Annotated in this window: 6 protein-coding genes, 2 tRNA genes and 3 rRNA genes; 1 reads left to right on the forward strand and 10 read right to left on the reverse strand. The window is 58.4% G+C overall.

The genetic code is table 11. From position 1 onward, the window contains the following. Window positions 1-72: 72 nt before the first annotated feature. From recD to aptA, 10 genes are all read right to left on the reverse strand, one after another. Window positions 73-2,181 carry an exodeoxyribonuclease V subunit alpha gene (recD, locus tag AB4N64_RS21695; protein ID WP_460118360.1) on the reverse strand — a complete coding sequence of 703 codons (2,109 nt, stop codon included), beginning with the start codon at window positions 2,179-2,181 and terminating at the stop codon, window positions 73-75. Next, a complete protein-coding gene (gene recB / locus AB4N64_RS21700) occupies window positions 2,178-5,864 on the reverse strand; it encodes an exodeoxyribonuclease V subunit beta (protein ID WP_460118362.1) in 3,687 nt (1,228 codons plus the stop codon). Before recB ends, recD begins: the two co-directional genes overlap by 4 nt. Next, a complete protein-coding gene (gene recC, locus AB4N64_RS21705) occupies window positions 5,861-9,313 on the reverse strand; it encodes an exodeoxyribonuclease V subunit gamma (protein WP_460118364.1) in 3,453 nt (1,150 codons plus the stop codon). Before recC ends, recB begins: the two co-directional genes overlap by 4 nt. 154 nt (window positions 9,314-9,467) lie before the next feature. Further along, a 5S ribosomal RNA gene (rrf, locus tag AB4N64_RS21710) occupies window positions 9,468-9,583 on the reverse strand. A gap of 144 nt (window positions 9,584-9,727) precedes the next feature. Beyond that, window positions 9,728-12,621 (reverse strand): 23S ribosomal RNA (locus AB4N64_RS21715). 245 nt (window positions 12,622-12,866) lie between these two features. Next, window positions 12,867-12,942, reverse strand: a tRNA-Ala gene (locus AB4N64_RS21720). Between the two features lie 30 nt (window positions 12,943-12,972). Then, window positions 12,973-13,049 (reverse strand) — tRNA-Ile (locus tag AB4N64_RS21725). 80 nt (window positions 13,050-13,129) lie between these two features. Next, window positions 13,130-14,666 (reverse strand): 16S ribosomal RNA (locus AB4N64_RS21730). Together the 16S, 23S and 5S rRNA genes with 2 tRNA genes alongside form the textbook arrangement of a ribosomal RNA operon. A gap of 628 nt (window positions 14,667-15,294) precedes the next feature. After that, window positions 15,295-16,788, reverse strand: a complete 1,494-nt coding sequence (locus AB4N64_RS21735; RefSeq protein WP_460118365.1) for a CoA-acylating methylmalonate-semialdehyde dehydrogenase — start codon at window positions 16,786-16,788, stop codon at window positions 15,295-15,297. 64 nt (window positions 16,789-16,852) lie between these two features. Then, complete coding sequence (gene aptA, locus AB4N64_RS21740) at window positions 16,853-18,202, reverse strand: omega-aminotransferase AptA (protein WP_460118367.1); 1,350 nt, start codon at window positions 18,200-18,202, stop codon at window positions 16,853-16,855. A 139-nt stretch (window positions 18,203-18,341) separates the two neighbouring features. Here aptA and AB4N64_RS21745 point away from each other — a divergent pair, with 139 nt between their 5' ends. Further along, window positions 18,342-19,262 carry a LysR family transcriptional regulator gene (locus AB4N64_RS21745; protein ID WP_460118368.1) on the forward strand — a complete coding sequence of 307 codons (921 nt, stop codon included), beginning with the start codon at window positions 18,342-18,344 and terminating at the stop codon, window positions 19,260-19,262. The last annotated feature ends 41 nt before the right edge of the window (window positions 19,263-19,303 follow it).

Genomic DNA, 19,303 nt, shown 5'->3' on the forward strand with positions numbered 1-19,303 from the left:
CAGCAACGAATCGCCCGCGAGGCCTTACAGGACGGGGCTTTCAGCCATTTTTTTGGCGCCGGAACTGCGTCTTTACCCCGCCACAGAAGCCCCTTCTTCCAGCGCCAGCATCAAACCACTCAGTCGCTTGACCTTGCGCTGCACGGCCTCCTCAAATACGCCCTTACGCGGTTCGATCAGGGTGAACCAATGCTTGGCCCGGGTGATGCCGGTGTAGATCAGTTCCTTGGTCAGCACCGGGTTCAGGGCGTCAGGCAAAATCAGCGCGGTGTGGGCGAACTCGGAGCCTTGCGACTTGTGCACCGTCATGGCGTACACCGTTTCGACATCATTCAGTCGGCTCGGCAGGACAAAACGCACGCCGCCCTGACCATCGTTGCGCGGGAATGCCACGCGCAATACATGACGCCCCGCTTGTGGGCCGTCACGCTCAGGCAGTTTGAGGGCGATGCCAATGTCACCATTCATCAGACCCAGGCCATAGTCGTTGCGGGTCATCAACACTGGCCGACCTTCGTACCATTGCTGATGACCGTCGATCAGCCGCGCCTTGAGCAGCGCGTCAGTCACGCGCTGATTGAGGCCCTCCACTCCCCAGGGCCCCTTGCGCACCGCGCACAGGAGCTGGAAGGCATCGAAGGCTTGCAGCACATCGCGCGCCCACTCGATCCACCGCGCATCGTCGAGGGGGCTATCGAGTGCGGGGCGTCGGTCGTGCAACACATTCAGATAATGCCGATACCCTTGCGGGCCTTCGCCATGCCCCTCAAGCAACAAGCGCTCCAGCGCCCGATCCTGCTCTCCCTTCAACGGCAGGGAAAACACATCGTCATGGCTGCGCGCCGCCAGCAATGTGCGCGCTTCTTCAGGCTGTTGCTGGTTGACCCTGCGCGCCAGCAAGCCGATACCGCTGCCCTCCCCGAACCGTCGCGAGTGGCGCAGCATCACTACCTGTTGCGCCAGCGGGTGCGCACCTTGGGTGTCTTCCTGCAAACCGCTGTTTTCCAGGTGTTCGCCGCTGACGGATTGCAGCCACTGCCGCGTCTGCGGGCTGTACCAGCCGGCTTCGGCGTCGCGGCATAAATCACCCAGCACGGCACCAGCTTCCACTGACGCCAGTTGATCCTTGTCACCCAGCAGTACCAGCCGGGCATGGTCCGGCATGGCATCGAGCAGGTTGGCCATCATTTCGAGGTCGATCATCGAGGCTTCGTCCACCACCAGCACATCCAGCGGCAGACGATTGCCGGCGTGGTGTCGGAAATGTCGAGTGCCGGGGCGACTACCCAGCAGGCGGTGCACGGTGGTGACGTCCGATGGAATTTTTTTCCGCACGGCCTCTGCAACTTCCAGCGACCGAACCTGCTGGCTGATGGACTCCGTCAACCGCGCCGCCGCTTTACCGGTCGGCGCGGCAAGACGGATGCGCAGCGGATTGCCAGCTTCCACCGCCGGCGCCTGGAGCAAGGCCAACAGGCGCACGACGGTGGTGGTCTTGCCGGTTCCGGGACCACCCGTGACGATGCTGAACGCGCTGCGGGTGGCCAAGGCACAGGCGAGTTTTTGCCAGTCGATCGGCTGATCGGCACTGGCCTGGCCAAACAGGCCCGTGAGACGTTGCGGCAGGTCAGCAGGTGTCGACTCGTGCTCCGCCAGGCGCAAGCGCAGCGCGTTATCGATACGTCGTTCGTAGGCCCAGTAGCGCCGCAGGTACAAGCGTTTTCCAGACAACACCAATGGTCGTTGCTGCGCCGTTTCGCTGTCATCGGCGGACAAGGCGACCAGGCGACTGGAGGCCAGGACCTTGCACCAGTGGGCGCCGTCGAGGCTCGCCAGCAACTGCGAGGGCAACAGCATCGCGCCGCCTTGCACGTCACCTTCCGGGGGTAACGAGAGGGCGAAGTCCGGCTCCTTGAGCGTTTCGAACAGGTCCAGGCAAACGTGTCCGTGACCCAGTTGATGGCTGGTCAGCGCCGCCGCCAGCAGCACCAGTGGATCGTCCTCCGGGGCGAGTTCATGCAGGAAGGCGACGAAGGCCTTGTCCAGCGCGCGCAACCAGCCGCGTTCGACCCAACGCGTGAGCAACAGCAGCAAATCATCGGCGCGACTCAGGGGTGCCAGGCTGGCCAGGCTTTCAGCGGCCAGGGGCATCGGCAGCAGATCGGCGAAGGTGCGACTCATAGCAGTTCTCCCTGCTCCCAGGCCGGTTCGGCCTTGGGTTCCGGTTTGCCCTGGAACAACCGGTCCAGACGTTCGATCAAGGCTTTGGGCGGCCGGGCGAAGTACACGCCTTGCGAAGCCGCACGGGTGCCGCGCAGAAACAGATACAACGCGCCGCCGACATGCCGGTCGTAATCGTAATCGGCAAGTCGAGCCTTCAGTTGGCGATGCAACGCCAACAGATAGAGCACGTATTGAAGGTCGTAGCGATTGTCGAGAATCGACTGTTCCATGGCTTGCTCGGTGTACGCCGCGTCATCGACGCCTAGCCAGTTGGACTTGTAATCGGCCACGTAGTAACGACCGTCGTGTTCGAATGTCAGGTCGATGAAGCCCTTGAACATGCCGTTGAGCAGCACCGGCTCAGCAGCGACACGGGCGACACCGTTGTGAGTGTACTGACGCACCAGTTCATCGAGTTTGAGTACATCGACCCTGTGGCTGGCGAACCAGAACTCCATCTCCACCCGGTACTGTCGCAACTGCGCAAGTATCACAGGGGGCTGACCGACGCCCACAGGCAATGGCGACTTGAGCACGTGCTGCAACCAGTCACTCAGCGTGGTGATCCAGCCTTCCCAGCCACGGCGATTGCAACGCCGGGCAATGGCGTCTTCCACCTCTTGCGGCGTGGCGGCGAAGCCTTCATCACCCGCCCATTCGAGCAGGCCATGAAGAAAGGTGCCGGGGTTCGGACCACGCGGGAAGCGATGGATATCGGCACCGCCCGTCACCATCTCACGCGGTGCTTCGGGATCGAGACGCTCATCATCGAACAGTTTTTGTGCCTGTGGGCTTTCCGGGGCTTCGCCCGCGCTCAGGCTATCACCGATGCGCAGGGCACTGTAGGAGGCGATCCACCAGTTCTCGCTGGCCTTGCGCGTGGGGATCAGGGCCGGGAGCAAGGTGGCCACGTTTTGCGGCGGCTGGTAATGCTCGTCGGTCGGCTCGGGCATCTGGCCGTAGTGCAACGCCGGGCAGTCCTGCTGCAAGTCGTCCAACCAGCGCTGCAACCCGGACGATTCCGCCAGGGGCGCACCACCGCCCAACAGATAACCCAGGGCCGACAGGTGCAACACCGAGCTGTTGTTATTGCCGCGCTTGAGGTCGGTCACACCGAGCCAGCACGCATGCTGGGCACGGGTCAGGGCGACGTAAAGCAAACGCAGGTCCTCGGCCAGCCGTTCATCATCCGCGAGGGCGATCAATGCAGGCGTGGGCTTCAGGCTGACCTGGGCATTGCCCGCTTCATCGTGGTAATGCAGGGGCAAACGGCTGCCATCGACGGGTTTTGTCGAACACACGAACGGCAGGAACACCAGCGGATACTCCAGGCCCTTGGATTTGTGAATGGTCACGACCTTGACCAGTTGCTCGTCGCTCTCCAGGCGCAGGATCTGCTCTTCGCCCGCCTGGCCGGACAACGCCAGGTGCTCGGACAAATGGCGAATCAACGCCTGCTCCCCATCGAGTTCAGCGGCGGCCTGCTGCAACAACTCGGACAGGTGCAACAGGTTGGTCAGCACCCGCTCGCCGTCATGGCGCGCGATCAAGGCTTGAGGCAGTTGGAAGTCATGCAGCAAACGTCGCAGCATCGGCAACACACCCTGCTTGCGCCATAGCTCACGGTAACCACGGAACTGCATAACCCGCGTTTCCCAGGCCAGCTCATCCTGATTCAAACGCTCCAGCTCGGCCAGCGACAGATTCAAGGTGAGACTGGCCAGTGCCGCCCGCAGCGGACGCTCGACATCCGGTTCCGCGCAGGCCTTGAGCCAGGTCAGCAGGTCGTGGGCTTCCTGGGCGGCGAACACCGAGTCCTTGTCGGAAAGGTAAACGCTGCGCACGCCCCGGGCTGACAGTTCGGCACGGATGGCCTGGGCCTCGTTGCCGTCGCGTACCAGGATCGCGATGTCCGCCGGCAACAGGCCTTTGAACGCTTTGCCGTCCTGGACGAATCCCGCCGTGCCTTGTTGCCCGCCGTTGAGCAACGCGGTGATCCGACTGGCGCACGCGGCGGCGAGTTGCTGGCGATAGACCGCGCCCGACAGTGGTTGATCGGCCGACAGATGCCAGATGTTCAGCGCGGGCACGACCTGTCCATCGATGCTCAAGGCTTCCTTGCGTCCCTGGGACGCCACCGACAAAAACGGCACCGGGTTCTCGCCGTCCTGCTCACGAAACAGGAACGCGCCGCGCCCGGTCTCCCGCGACTCCGCGCGTTCAAACACATGGTTGACCGCCCCGACCATGCCATGACTGGAGCGGAAGTTGGTACCCAGGGTGTGCAGTCGCCCGGCGGTCGCCTGACGGGCACGCAGGTAGGTGTAGATGTCGGCGCCACGGAAGGCGTAGATCGCCTGCTTGGGGTCGCCGATCAGGAATAGACCGCATTCGGGGTTATTGTCCTCGATGCGATAAATGCTTTCGAAAATCCGGTACTGCACCGGGTCGGTGTCCTGGAACTCATCGATCAACGCCACCGGAAATTGCTCGCGAATCAGGGTCGCCAGACGCTCGCCGCCGTCGGCTTGCAGCGCAGCATCGAGGCGCAGCAACATGTCGTCGAAACCCATTTCCGCTCGGCGACGCTTCTCGGCCTCGAACCGTGCACTCACCCAACGGGCAGCGTGTTGCAAAACAGCGGCATCGGGTGTGGGCAAGGCATCCAGGCTGGCCTTGAGACCCGCCATGGCATCCAGCCCCGGATGGCCAGGCGCCGCACCCGTCTTCCAGGCCTCGGCCATGCCATCGGGCGTCAGGCGGGTGAAGCCCGTGCCGATGTCCAGTTGCTCTAGCGCTTCGTCTTCCGCCCAGGCCTTCAATTTCTCGAACCAAGGCTCGAAGTAACGCGCCTGCATCTTGCGACCGTCGACACTTTTGCTCGCCACCCCTTCATGGCAGATGGCGAGTAACTCGTCCGCCCAATGGCGCCAGGGGCTTTTCAGATCGACCAGGGCAGCGCGCCGCTCTTGCAGGCACTCGACGATCAGATCGGCGGGGGCCATGCCTTCTTCGCCATTGCGTGCAGTGGCGAACAGACCACGCACGCGCGGCAACAACGCGGCCGGGCCGCCCAGGTTACTGCGCACCCAGTCCAATGCATCGCCTTGCATCGGGTAGCAGAACAGGCGCCAGTAATCGCGCAGGACCTCGCCCAGCAAATCGCTGTGATCGGTTTCCAGGGTCTGGGTAAACAGGCTGCCGCTGTCGAAGGCGTGCTCGCGCAACATGCGCTGGCACCAACTGTGAATCGTCGAAACGGCCGCTTCATCCATCCATTGCGCGGCGATGTCCAGCCGGTTCGCGCAGCCGGGCCATTGTTCAGGCGTGTACTGCTCACGTAACTCGGCAATCAGCGCATCGGGCGACGGTGTCTCATCGCGAAAAAACCGCGCGGCCTCTGCCAGACGCGTACGAATGCGTTCGCGCAGTTCCTTGGTCGCGGCATCGGTGAAGGTCACGACAAGGATTTGCGGCGGTAACAATTCACGCCCGTAACCGTTCGACTCGCCACCGTGACCGAGGACCAGGCGCAGGTACAACGCGGAAATGGTAAAGGTCTTGCCGGTGCCGGCGCTGGCTTCGATCAGTTGGCTGCCGCGCAGCGGGAACGCCAGGGCCAGCGGTGTCTGGGTGGTCATGCGCGCGCTTCCTCGCTGGTCAATGAACGCCAGGGAGCGTCAACGATGGGTTTATACAAAGCGGTGCACCAATCGGGAAACGTCTCGTCGGCGACCAACGCGTCGTAGTCGGCGAACTGGCGGCTGAGTGCCGGGCTTTCACGCCGCTCACCGTCAGTGGTCAATCCATCCCCTTCATAGGCTTTGCGGGCAGCGGCGTCGGCCTTGGCGGGATCGGTCTGACCGAGCCAGGCAAACGCCGTCTTCACCGCGACGGGAAGTGGCTGGCGCATGCCGGTCTGCCACGCCTGCAGCAAGTCGCCGAGCGTTCGCCAGGCCGCCTCCTGCTCCAGCGGCGGCAACAGCAGACTGTCGTCACTGGCCACCAACGCGGTGGTCATCGGCAGGCCACTGGCGCAGGCCACCAGGTGATTGACCCACGGACGAGTGAGGCGATGCCATTTTCGCGCCTTGATCGAGCCGATGCTGTTAGGGATCGTAGTGACCGACAATAGCCCACCATCAGCCCGCTGATGCAGGCCACTGAGCCAGCCCTCCAGGCGTAAATCCTGGAATTGGACATTGATCGGCAGTGCGCTGTTCAGAGGTGTCGGCCATAACGCCAGAAGCTGTTGATAGCGTTGCAACAGATCAGGCAGCGGCTCGATCAACTCACGTTGCAGGCGCTCGCCAAAACCGGCCATGGGCAACAGCCCACTGTTTTGCAGACGTTTGGCCTGGAACTCCAACACCTCGTCCGCCAGGTCGATTCGCGCCAGTGCGGCGCCGAGCAGGCTGTCGCTGAGGCTGTAGCGTTGCAACACGTCAAGGACAAAGGGCTCCTCATCGGCCAGGGGTACTTCAGCGGCTTCGAAAAACACTTTCAGTCGCTGGCTGAAGAAATGTCGGACAGGGTTGCGCAGGAAGTCCTGTAACTGGCCGAGGCTCAACGGCTCTTCCTGCACGAAAGGTGGCAGGATGCTGTCGTCGGCCATGGACTCGATGCCTTGGTGAAGCGCTTGCCATTCGTTCGCGTAACTGAACAGGTTGTCGCCCTCATGAAAGTAACGGGCGCTGAACGGTTGCAGCGGGTGCTCCTGGGTCATGGCCTCAAGCAGGTCTTCGCCGCCAGCATGCAATCGCCAGCCGCTGGCGAGGTGGTCACGCAGTTGACCGATCAACACCGAGGCGGGCCGCTCGCTGTTGTCGCGAATGCTGCGGCCGACCCAGCTGACGTACAGTTGATCGCGTGCCGACAGCAGGGCTTCGAGCAGCAGATAGCGATCATCTTCGCGACGAGAGCGGTCGCCGGGGCGGTAGTCACTGCCCATCAGGTCGAAGTCCAGTGGCGGTTGCGCACGCGGATAATCACCGTCGTTCATGCCCAGCAGGCACACCAGCTTGAAGGGGATTGCCCGCATTGGCATCAAGGTGCAAAAGTTCACCGCACCGGCGAGAAAACGCTGGGACAAACGCCCCTGATCGAGGCCGGCGAGCCAGGCTTCGCGGACGACGGTCAACGGCAGGTGATCGTTGAGGCCCACCGACTCACAGGTCTGCAGCCAGGTTTCGCGTAGCTCTTCGAGTTGGGTGAGCAGGTAGTCGTCATGCTCATTGCTGGCCAGGAAAAACAGTTGCATCAGGGCCTGCAATCGCTGGCTCCATTGAAGGGGAGCAGCGGGCTCGGACAGCTCCTGATGCGCCACCTCCAGTGCATCAAGCAAAGCCACCAAAGGACCGATGAGTGCCGCGTCCAGCCCACCAATTTCGTCATAGGGTTCGATCCCCTCGCAGGCACCGCCACTGCCCACCGCATAACCAAGCAGCATCCGCCGCAGGCCAAACCGCCAGCTGTTTTGCTCCAGCTCCTGAGGCAGGCCGAGGCCGGCACGTTGATCGGCGTTCATGCCCCATCGAATGCCGGCGCCTTCGATCCAGCGATGCAGGGTGGGCAGGTCCCGTTCCTCGACACCGAAGCGGGTGCGCAGGGCAGGAACGTCGAGCAGGTCAAGAATTTCGCTGACGGGGAATCGACTGTCGGGCAGCTTGAGCAGGTGTTCGACGGCAATCAGCAATGGATCACGACCGCGCTGGCCCTGGTCGGCGAGCGTGAACGGAATGAAGCGCGGGTCATTGCGATCGAGCTGGCCGAACACGGCCCGTATGTGGGGTGCATAGCTGTCGATTTCGGGAACCATCACGATGATGTCGCGTGGATTCAGGTCTTTGTCGGCACTGAAGCGTGCAAGCAACTGGTCGTGGAGGATTTCCACTTCGCGTTGGGCGCTGTGAGCAACATGGAAACGAATCGATTGATCGACTTTCAGGTCGACCGCTGGCCAGCGTTCTCGGGTTTCATTCAGGGGGCGCAATTCTAGAATGTCGTCCTGCAGTTGATTGAGCATGTTCAGTGGCTCGCCGTCACTGAACAGATCGATGCGCCCATCGCGGAACGCCGAACGGTAACTGTTGGGATCGTCGTAGCTGTCGAGCAGGTTGATGTAGTCGCGCCCTTGCTTACCCCAGGCAGCCAACAGCGGATGGGCATGCTGATGCAGGGTCTGGGAGTCCAGCACTACCGGCATGCCGCTCTTGCGCGCCTGACGCTTGTACTGATGACGCAGCAGGTCCTTGTCGGCGACGATGTCCGCCCAGTGGTGGCGGCACGGGTTATGGACGCACAACAGAACCTGACTGAAACGGGACAGCCCGGCGAGGGCTTCCAGTGCCTGGGCGGGCAATGAGGAAATTCCGAAAACGATCACTCGTGTAGGCAGCCCGGCGGGGGCGGCGTCGAGGTTGTTGATACGCTCGATAAAGCGTTGATGGACACCCGCTCGGCTTTGCGACATGCCCTCCTCACCGACGTCCAGCAGCAGTGCACGCCACAGTTCAGCCTGCCAGCAGTTGGCGGGCGTCAGGGGCTTGGCTTCACCGCGCACATTGCGCAATTGATGACGACCGTCAGCCCAGTCCTCCAGCCAGTCGGCACGGTAGACCTGATATTGGTCGAACAGGTCAGCCAGTCGCTCGGCCAGTTGGTAGCGTTTGCGCAGATCGGTGTCATGGGTCAGAAAGCGTTGCAGCGGTTCGAAGTGTGGTTGGTCGATCAACTGGGGGAGCAGGCGCATCAGGCGCCAGGTCAGCGGGGCTTTATCAAGCAGGGATTTGACCGGGATTTCGTCACGACCCAGGACCATGCGATAGAGCTGCCACATGAAGCTGCCCGGCAACTGCACGTCGATCGCGGCGGCGATACCGCAGCCGCCCATGTCGTCTTCTTCCGGGTCTTCTGCCAATGCCAGCTTCAGCCATTGGGCGATGCCGTTGCTCTGCACCAGGGCGATTTCATTTTCCAGGGGAGCCAGCGGGTAGCGGCGCATCCAGCTGACCACCAGACTGCGCAACTCGTCCAGGCGGTTGCCGTGAACCACCATAAAACCAGCACTGAGGGACGTCGCGTCCGGCATAAAGGCATCCTTGGAAAATTACAAAAGCCAGGGGCGAACCTTAGCATTGTCGGCTGATCGTGACAGCCGCAGCCGCCTGCCGTGGGTAGCGAAGCTTTTCTTGCGGGCAAAACAAAACCCCAACTGCTTTCGCAATTGGGGTTTCGGAATTTAATCTTGACGATGACCTACTCTCACATGGGGAAACCCCACACTACCATCGGCGATGCATCGTTTCACTGCTGAGTTCGGGATGGGATCAGGTGGTTCCAATGCTCTATGGTCGTCAAGAAATTCTTGAGCTGACGTGTCTTTCGACATTCCAGCGAATCGGGTATGTGATGTCTTTCGGCTTTGTGAGTCGCAAACTTTCGGTTCGTTTCGTCTTCACAACACCGCAATCTGGCCTTTCGACTCAAATTGCTTGGGTGTTATATGGTCAAGCCTCACGGGCAATTAGTATTGGTTAGCTCAACGCCTCACAGCGCTTACACACCCAACCTATCAACGTCGTAGTCTTCGACGGCCCTTCAGGGAACTCAAGGTTCCAGTGAGATCTCATCTTGAGGCAAGTTTCCCGCTTAGATGCTTTCAGCGGTTATCTTTCCCGAACATAGCTACCCGGCAATGCCACTGGCGTGACAACCGGAACACCAGAGGTTCGTCCACTCCGGTCCTCTCGTACTAGGAGCAGCCCCTCTCAAATCTCAAACGTCCACGGCAGATAGGGACCGAACTGTCTCACGACGTTCTAAACCCAGCTCGCGTACCACTTTAAATGGCGAACAGCCATACCCTTGGGACCGGCTTCAGCCCCAGGATGTGATGAGCCGACATCGAGGTGCCAAACACCGCCGTCGATATGAACTCTTGGGCGGTATCAGCCTGTTATCCCCGGAGTACCTTTTATCCGTTGAGCGATGGCCCTTCCATACAGAACCACCGGATCACTAAGACCTACTTTCGTACCTGCTCGACGTGTCTGTCTCGCAGTCAAGCGCGCTTTTGCCTTTATACTCTACGACCGATTTCCGACCGGTCTGAGCGCACCTTCGTACTCCTCCGTTACTCTTTAGGAGGAGACCGCCCCAGTCAAACTACCCACCATACACTGTCCTCGATCCGGATAACGGACCTGAGTTAGAACCTCAAAGTTGCCAGGGTGGTATTTCAAGGATGGCTCCACGCGAACTGGCGTCCACGCTTCAAAGCCTCCCACCTATCCTACACAAGCAAATTCAAAGTCCAGTGCAAAGCTATAGTAAAGGTTCACGGGGTCTTTCCGTCTAGCCGCGGATACACTGCATCTTCACAGCGATTTCAATTTCACTGAGTCTCGGGTGGAGACAGCGCCGCCATCGTTACGCCATTCGTGCAGGTCGGAACTTACCCGACAAGGAATTTCGCTACCTTAGGACCGTTATAGTTACGGCCGCCGTTTACCGGGGCTTCGATCAAGAGCTTCGCGTTAGCTAACCCCATCAATTAACCTTCCGGCACCGGGCAGGCGTCACACCCTATACGTCCACTTTCGTGTTTGCAGAGTGCTGTGTTTTTAATAAACAGTCGCAGCGGCCTGGTATCTTCGACCGGCATGGGCTTACGGAGCAAGTCCTTCACCCTCACCGGCGCACCTTCTCCCGAAGTTACGGTGCCATTTTGCCTAGTTCCTTCACCCGAGTTCTCTCAAGCGCCTTGGTATTCTCTACCCAACCACCTGTGTCGGTTTGGGGTACGGTTCCTGGTTACCTGAAGCTTAGAAGCTTTTCTTGGAAGCATGGCATCAACCACTTCGTGTTCTAAAAGAACACTCGTCATCAGCTCTCGGCCTTAGAATCCCGGATTTACCTAAGATTCCAGCCTACCACCTTAAACTTGGACAACCAACGCCAAGCTGGCCTAGCCTTCTCCGTCCCTCCATCGCAATAACCAGAAGTACAGGAATATTAACCTGTTTTCCATCGACTACGCTTTTCAGCCTCGCCTTAGGGACCGACTAACCCTGCGTCGATTAACGTTGCGCAGGAAACCTTGGTCTTTCGGCGTGGGTGTTTTTCACACCCATTGTCGTTACTCATGTCAGCATTCGCACTTCTGATACCTCCAGCAAGCTTCTCAACTCACCTTCACAGGCTTACAGAACGCTCCTCTACCGCATCATCCGAAGATGATACCCGTAGCTTCGGTGTATGGTTTGAGCCCCGTTACATCTTCCGCGCAGGCCGACTCGACTAGTGAGCTATTACGCTTTCTTTAAAGGGTGGCTGCTTCTAAGCCAACCTCCTAGCTGTCTAAGCCTTCCCACATCGTTTCCCACTTAACCATAACTTTGGGACCTTAGCTGACGGTCTGGGTTGTTTCCCTTTTCACGACGGACGTTAGCACCCGCCGTGTGTCTCCCATGCTCGGCACTTGTAGGTATTCGGAGTTTGCATCGGTTTGGTAAGTCGGGATGACCCCCTAGCCGAAACAGTGCTCTACCCCCTACAGTGATACATGAGGCGCTACCTAAATAGCTTTCGAGGAGAACCAGCTATCTCCGAGCTTGATTAGCCTTTCACTCCGATCCACAGGTCATCCGCTAACTTTTCAACGGTAGTCGGTTCGGTCCTCCAGTCAGTGTTACCTAACCTTCAACCTGCCCATGGATAGATCGCCCGGTTTCGGGTCTATACCCAGCGACTAAACGCCCTATTAAGACTCGCTTTCGCTACGCCTCCCCTATTCGGTTAAGCTCGCCACTGAATATAAGTCGCTGACCCATTATACAAAAGGTACGCAGTCACAGAACAAAGTCTGCTCCCACTGCTTGTACGCATACGGTTTCAGGATCTATTTCACTCCCCTCTCCGGGGTTCTTTTCGCCTTTCCCTCACGGTACTAGTTCACTATCGGTCAGTCAGTAGTATTTAGCCTTGGAGGATGGTCCCCCCATATTCAGACAAAGTTTCTCGTGCTCCGTCCTACTCGATTTCATGACTAAGAGACTTTCGCGTACAGGGCTATCACCCACTATGGCCGCACTTTCCAGAGCGTTCCGCTAATCTCAAAGCCACTTAAGGGCTAGTCCCCGTTCGCTCGCCACTACTAAGGGAATCTCGGTTGATTTCTTTTCCTCAGGGTACTTAGATGTTTCAGTTCCCCTGGTTCGCCTCTTAAGCCTATGTATTCAGCTTAAGATAACCATCTTATGATGGCTGGGTTCCCCCATTCAGACATCTCCGGATCAAAGTCTGTTTGCCGACTCCCCGAAGCTTTTCGCAGGCTACCACGTCTTTCATCGCCTCTGACTGCCAAGGCATCCACCGTATGCGCTTCTTCACTTGACCATATAACCCCAAGCAATCTGGTTATACTGTGAAGACGACATTCGCCGAAAATTCGCAAAACTCTTAAGAGTCACTCACAAATTTTACCTTAGCCTGATCCGTTACCAGTGAAAGTAACGTTCAGTCTATCTTTCTATCACATACCCAAATTTTTAAAGAACGAACTAGTCAAAGACTAGAAATCAACATTCATCATCAATTCGATGGAATGCTCATTTCTAAGCTTTTACAAACAGAAGCAGTAGTGGTGGAGCCAAACGGGATCGAACCGTTGACCTCCTGCGTGCAAGGCAGGCGCTCTCCCAGCTGAGCTATGGCCCCGTATTTCTACAGGCGTTTCCCACACAAAATTGGTGGGTCTGGGCAGATTCGAACTGCCGACCTCACCCTTATCAGGGGTGCGCTCTAACCAACTGAGCTACAGACCCAATTTCGGGCTGCTTCTTTCGTCTTCTTCAATGAATCAAGCAATTCGTGTGGGAGCTCATGGAGCAGCTGAGTCGTCGATTAAGGAGGTGATCCAGCCGCAGGTTCCCCTACGGCTACCTTGTTACGACTTCACCCCAGTCATGAATCACACCGTGGTAACCGTCCTCCCGAAGGTTAGACTAGCTACTTCTGGTGCAACCCACTCCCATGGTGTGACGGGCGGTGTGTACAAGGCCCGGGAACGTATTCACCGCGACATTCTGATTCGCGATTACTAGCGATTCCGACTTCACGCAGTCGAGTTGCAGACTGCGATCCGGACTACGATCGGTTTTGTGGGATTAGCTCCACCTCGCGGCTTGGCAACCCTCTGTACCGACCATTGTAGCACGTGTGTAGCCCAGGCCGTAAGGGCCATGATGACTTGACGTCATCCCCACCTTCCTCCGGTTTGTCACCGGCAGTCTCCTTAGAGTGCCCACCATAACGTGCTGGTAACTAAGGACAAGGGTTGCGCTCGTTACGGGACTTAACCCAACATCTCACGACACGAGCTGACGACAGCCATGCAGCACCTGTCTCAATGTTCCCGAAGGCACCAATCCATCTCTGGAAAGTTCATTGGATGTCAAGGCCTGGTAAGGTTCTTCGCGTTGCTTCGAATTAAACCACATGCTCCACCGCTTGTGCGGGCCCCCGTCAATTCATTTGAGTTTTAACCTTGCGGCCGTACTCCCCAGGCGGTCAACTTAATGCGTTAGCTGCGCCACTAAAGACTCAAGGTCCCCAACGGCTAGTTGACATCGTTTACGGCGTGGACTACCAGGGTATCTAATCCTGTTTGCTCCCCACGCTTTCGCACCTCAGTGTCAGTATCAGTCCAGGTGGTCGCCTTCGCCACTGGTGTTCCTTCCTATATCTACGCATTTCACCGCTACACAGGAAATTCCACCACCCTCTACCATACTCTAGCTTGTCAGTTTTGAATGCAGTTCCCAGGTTGAGCCCGGGGCTTTCACATCCAACTTAACAAACCACCTACGCGCGCTTTACGCCCAGTAATTCCGATTAACGCTTGCACCCTCTGTATTACCGCGGCTGCTGGCACAGAGTTAGCCGGTGCTTATTCTGTCGGTAACGTCAAAATTGCAGAGTATTAACCTACAACCCTTCCTCCCAACTTAAAGTGCTTTACAATCCGAAGACCTTCTTCACACACGCGGCATGGCTGGATCAGGCTTTCGCCCATTGTCCAATATTCCCCACTGCTGCCTCCCGTAGGAGTCTGGACCGTGTCTCAGTTCCAGTGTGACTGATCATCCTCTCAGACCAGTTACGGATCGTCGCCTTGGTGAGCCATTACCTCACCAACTAGCTAATCCGACCTAGGCTCATCTGATAGCGCAAGGCCCGAAGGTCCCCTGCTTTCTCCCGTAGGACGTATGCGGTATTAGCGTCCGTTTCCGGACGTTATCCCCCACTACCAGGCAGATTCCTAGGCATTACTCACCCGTCCGCCGCTCTCAAGAGAAGCAAGCTTCTCTCTACCGCTCGACTTGCATGTGTTAGGCCTGCCGCCAGCGTTCAATCTGAGCCATGATCAAACTCTTCAGTTCAAACATCTTTGGGTTTTGAGAAAACCCTAAACTTGGCTCAGCAATCGTTGGTTACATCTTTGATTTCTCGCGGAGTAACTTGTGATGCTGATAATCTGTTGACTAGCAGTCTGACTCCACAAGCACCCACACGAATTGCTTGATTCAGTTGTTAAAGAGCGGTTGGTTAAGAGCTTTCGTCTCAACCGAGGCGCGCATTCTACAGTGCCTGGTGCATCTGTCAAGCGGTTATTTTAAGAAGTTTTCAAAGTTTCCTCTGCAACTTCAACCACTTGCGCTTCCGATCTCTCGTCAGCGGGAGGCGAATTCTACAGCGTTACACGCTGCTGTCAACACCTCTTTTTCACCGCTTTCGACCGAGAAGATCGAACCGTCTATCAAGCGACAACCTCCTGCTTGACCGACTCCTTCCAGGCTTCGATGATCTGAAGCTGAACACTGCCGAAAACCGCGTAACTCGTTGTTTACCAAGGAGTTTTCCGTTTCGACTGCGCCGGAAGTGGGGCGAATTATAGACGTCCAGAATCTGCCGTCAACACCTATTTTCATATTTCTGTCATATGGGTCAAAAAAGCCCCCAAAAACAAGAAAGCCGAGCCCCAAGGGGCTCGGCTTTCTTCCCTTCTACTTACAAGCTAGGGAAAGCGAACTGCGATGCTTCATGGCTTGCACGCTGTGGCCAGCGCTGGGTGATGGCTTTGCGACGGGTGTAGAAACGCACACCATCAGGACCGTAGGCATGCAGATCGCCAAACAGCGAACGCTTCCAACCGCCGAAGCTGTGATAAGCCACCGGCACCGGCAATGGCACGTTGACGCCGACCATGCCGACCTCGATCTCATCACAGAACAACCGCGCCGCTTCACCGTCACGGGTGAAGATGCAGGTGCCGTTGCCATATTCGTGATCGTTGATCAGTTGCATGGCCTCTTCCAGGCTGTTCACGCGAACCACGCACAACACCGGCCCGAAGATCTCTTCTTTATAGATGCGCATTTCTGGAGTGACGTTATCGAACAGGCAGCCACCCAGGAAAAAACCTTCTTCATGGCCGGCCACGGTCAGGCCACGACCATCGACCACCAGTTTCGCACCGCTGGCTACACCGTCTTCCACATAGCCGCTGACTTTGTCGCGAGCCTGACCGGTAACCAGAGGCCCCATGTCCAGACCGCAGTTAGTGCCCGCACCGATCTTCAGCGCCTTGATCTGCGGCACCAATTTAGCCACCAGCGCATCGGCCACCTGGTCGCCCACACATACGGCCACCGAGATCGCCATGCAACGCTCGCCGCAGGAGCCGTACGCCGCCCCCATCAATGCGCTGACCGCGTTATCCAGATCCGCATCCGGCATCAGCACCGCATGGTTCTTCGCCCCACCCAACGCCTGGACACGCTTGCCGCGCTTGGTGCCCTCGGAATAGATGTACTCGGCAATCGGTGTCGAGCCGACAAAGCTCAGCGCCTTGACTTCCGGTGCTTCGATCAACGCATCCACGGCGGCCTTGTCGCCATGCACCACGCTCAGCACACCTTTGGGCAAGCCCGCTTCCAGCAGGAGTTGCGCGATCAGCAGTGTCGAACTTGGATCACGCTCGGATGGCTTGAGGATGAAGCAGTTACCGCAGACGATCGCCAGCGGGTACATCCACAGCGGCACCATCGCCGGGAAGTTGAACGGCGTAATACCGGCCACCACGCCCAACGGTTGGAAATCCGACCAGGCATCGATGTTCGGACCCACATTGCGGCTGTACTCACCCTTGAGGATTTCCGGTGCCGCACAGGCGAACTCGACGTTCTCGATACCGCGCTTCAGTTCACCCGCCGCATCTTCCAGCGTCTTGCCGTGCTCTTCGCTGATCAGTTGAGCGATACGCGCCTCGTTCTGTTCCAGCAATTGCTTGAACCGGAACATCACCTGAGCACGCTTGGCTGCCGGCGTGTTGCGCCAGGCTGGAAACGCAGCCTTGGCCGAATCGATGGCTTTCTGAATGGTTTCACGGCTGGCCAACGGCAGCTTGTGGATCGCCTTGCCGGTGGAGGGGTTGAACACGTCGGTCGAGCGACCGTCTTCGGTGACCAGTTCGCCATTGATCAAATGCGGGATAACGCTCATGCGGGGCTCCTGAAAAGTTGTTCACAGGCGCCCCGTCGCGGGGCGCCATATATAGAAGGGAGAATCAATCGATCTTGTTCAGCACTTCGCCGACCGCATCGAACAGGCGATCGAGGTCCTGCGGCTTGCTGTTGAAGGTTGGGCCAAATTGCAGGGTGTCCCCACCGAAGCGTACGTAGAAGCCCGCTTTCCACAGCGCCATGCCCGCTTCGAACGGACGCACGATGGCGTCGCCGTCACGAGGCGCGATCTGGATTGCGCCGGCCAGGCCAAAGTTACGAATGTCGATGATGTTTTTCGAACCCTTCAAGCCATGCAGTGCTTGTTCGAAATGCGGCGCGACTTCGGCCACGCTCTGCACCAGGTTTTCCTTTTGCAGCAGATCCAGGGCTGCAAGACCTGCAGCACAAGCCACCGGGTGCGCGGAATAGGTGTAGCCGTGCGGGAATTCCACCGCGTACTCAGGCGTCGCCTGGTTCATGAAAGTCTGGTAGATCTCGGTGCTGGCAATCACCGCGCCCATCGGGATCGCGCCGTTGGTGACTTGCTTGGCGATGCACATCAAATCGGGTGTGACACCAAAAGTGGTGGCGCCGAACATGGTGCCGGTACGACCGAAACCGGTGATCACTTCATCGAACACCAGCAGGATGTTGTGCTGATCGCAGATCTCACGCAGGCGCTTGAGGTAACCCTCTGGCGGAACCAGCACACCAGCAGAACCGGCCATTGGCTCGACGAATACGGCGGCAATGTTCGATGCGTCATGCAGTTCGATCAGTTTGAGCAGTTCATCCGCCAGGGCAATGCCGCCCTCTTTTGGCATGCCACGTGAATACGCATTGCTCGCCAGCAGGGTGTGCGGCAGGTGGTCGACGTCCATCATCGCCTGACCAAACAGCTTGCGGTTGCCGTTGACACCGCCAAGGCTGGTGCCGGCAATGTTCACACCATGGTAACCACGGGCACGGCCGATCATCTTGGTCTTGGTCGACTGGCCTTTCAGACGCCAGTAGGCGCGGACCATTTTCACCGCAGTATCCGCGCATTCGGAACCCGAATCAGTGAAGAACACATGATTGAGGTTACCTGGCGTCAGGTCGGTGATTTTCTCGGCCAATTGGAACGACAGCGGGTGGCCGTACTGGAAGCCCGGCGAATAATCGAGGGTGCCCAGTTGCTTGGCCACCGCGTCCTGGATTTCCTTGCGGGTATGCCCGGCGCCGCAGGTCCACAGACCGGACAGGGAGTCGTAGACCTTGCGCCCCTTGTCGTCCACCAACCAACTGCCTTCTGCCCCCACGATCAGTCGCGGATCACGCTGGAAATTGCGGTTGGCGGTGTATGGCATCCAGTGAGCATCAAGCTTGAGCTGGCTGGCCAGGGCAGTCGGTGCATTTTCAGGCAGATTCATGGACAAAACCTCAAAGGGCGATAAGCGGCATGGAGATGAACAGCGTTCTTGCAGCTAAATTGCCACGAGGATAAAGTCGGTGAAATCCAACTTTTGTAATGTTCAGTCTGCCCCTCACTAAACTTTGAGCACACAGCGCATGAGTAGCCGCCGTCCCGATCCGCTGGCACAAGTCAGCGACTTTGATATCCGCCTGTTGCGCATCTTCCGCAGCGTGGTGGAGTGCGGAGGTTTCTCGGCAGCAGAAACGGTGCTGGGCATCGGGCGCTCGGCGATCAGCCAGCAAATGAGCGACCTCGAACAGCGCCTCGGCCTGCGTCTTTGCCAACGCGGTCGCGCTGGATTTTCCCTGACAGAGGAAGGTCGCGAGGTTTACCAGTCGGCGTTGCAGCTATTGAGCGCGCTGGAAAGTTTCCGCACCGAGGTCAACGGCCTGCATCAACACTTGCGCGGCGAATTGATCATCGGCCTGACCGACAACCTCGTCACCCTGCCCCACATGCGCATCACCCACGCATTGGCACAATTGAAGGAGCGTGGGCCGGACGTGCAGATTCAGATCCGCATGATCGCCCCCAACGAGGTCGAACAGGGCGTGCTCGACGGCCGTCTGCACGTGGGCGTGGTGCCACAGGCGAGCGCGCTGTCCGGTCTCGAGTATCAACCGCTCTACAGTGAACGCTCGCTGCTGTACTGCGCGGTGGGACATCCATTGTTTTACGTCGACGACAAGCAACTGGACGACGAACGCCTCAACAGTCAGGACGCAATCGCTCCGACGTTCCGCTTGCCGGCAGAAATCCAGGCGCATTACCAGGCGCTCAATTGCACGGCCAGCGCTTCGGACCGCGAAGGCATGGCGTTCCTGATCCTGACCGGCCGCTACATCGGCTATCTGCCGGACCACTACGCCGGCCTCTGGGTGCAACAAGGTCGCCTGCGAGCACTGAAACCCAAAGCTCGTTTCTATGATCTGAGTCTGGCCTCGGTAACCCGAAAAGGCCGACGCGCGCACCTGGTACTGGAAAGTTTCCTGGAAAGCCTGGCGGCCACACGCTGATCCGTACGGGTTTTATTGCATCAAGACTTGTCGGGGACCCT

This window comes from Pseudomonas sp. S2_C03, assembly GCF_054668405.1.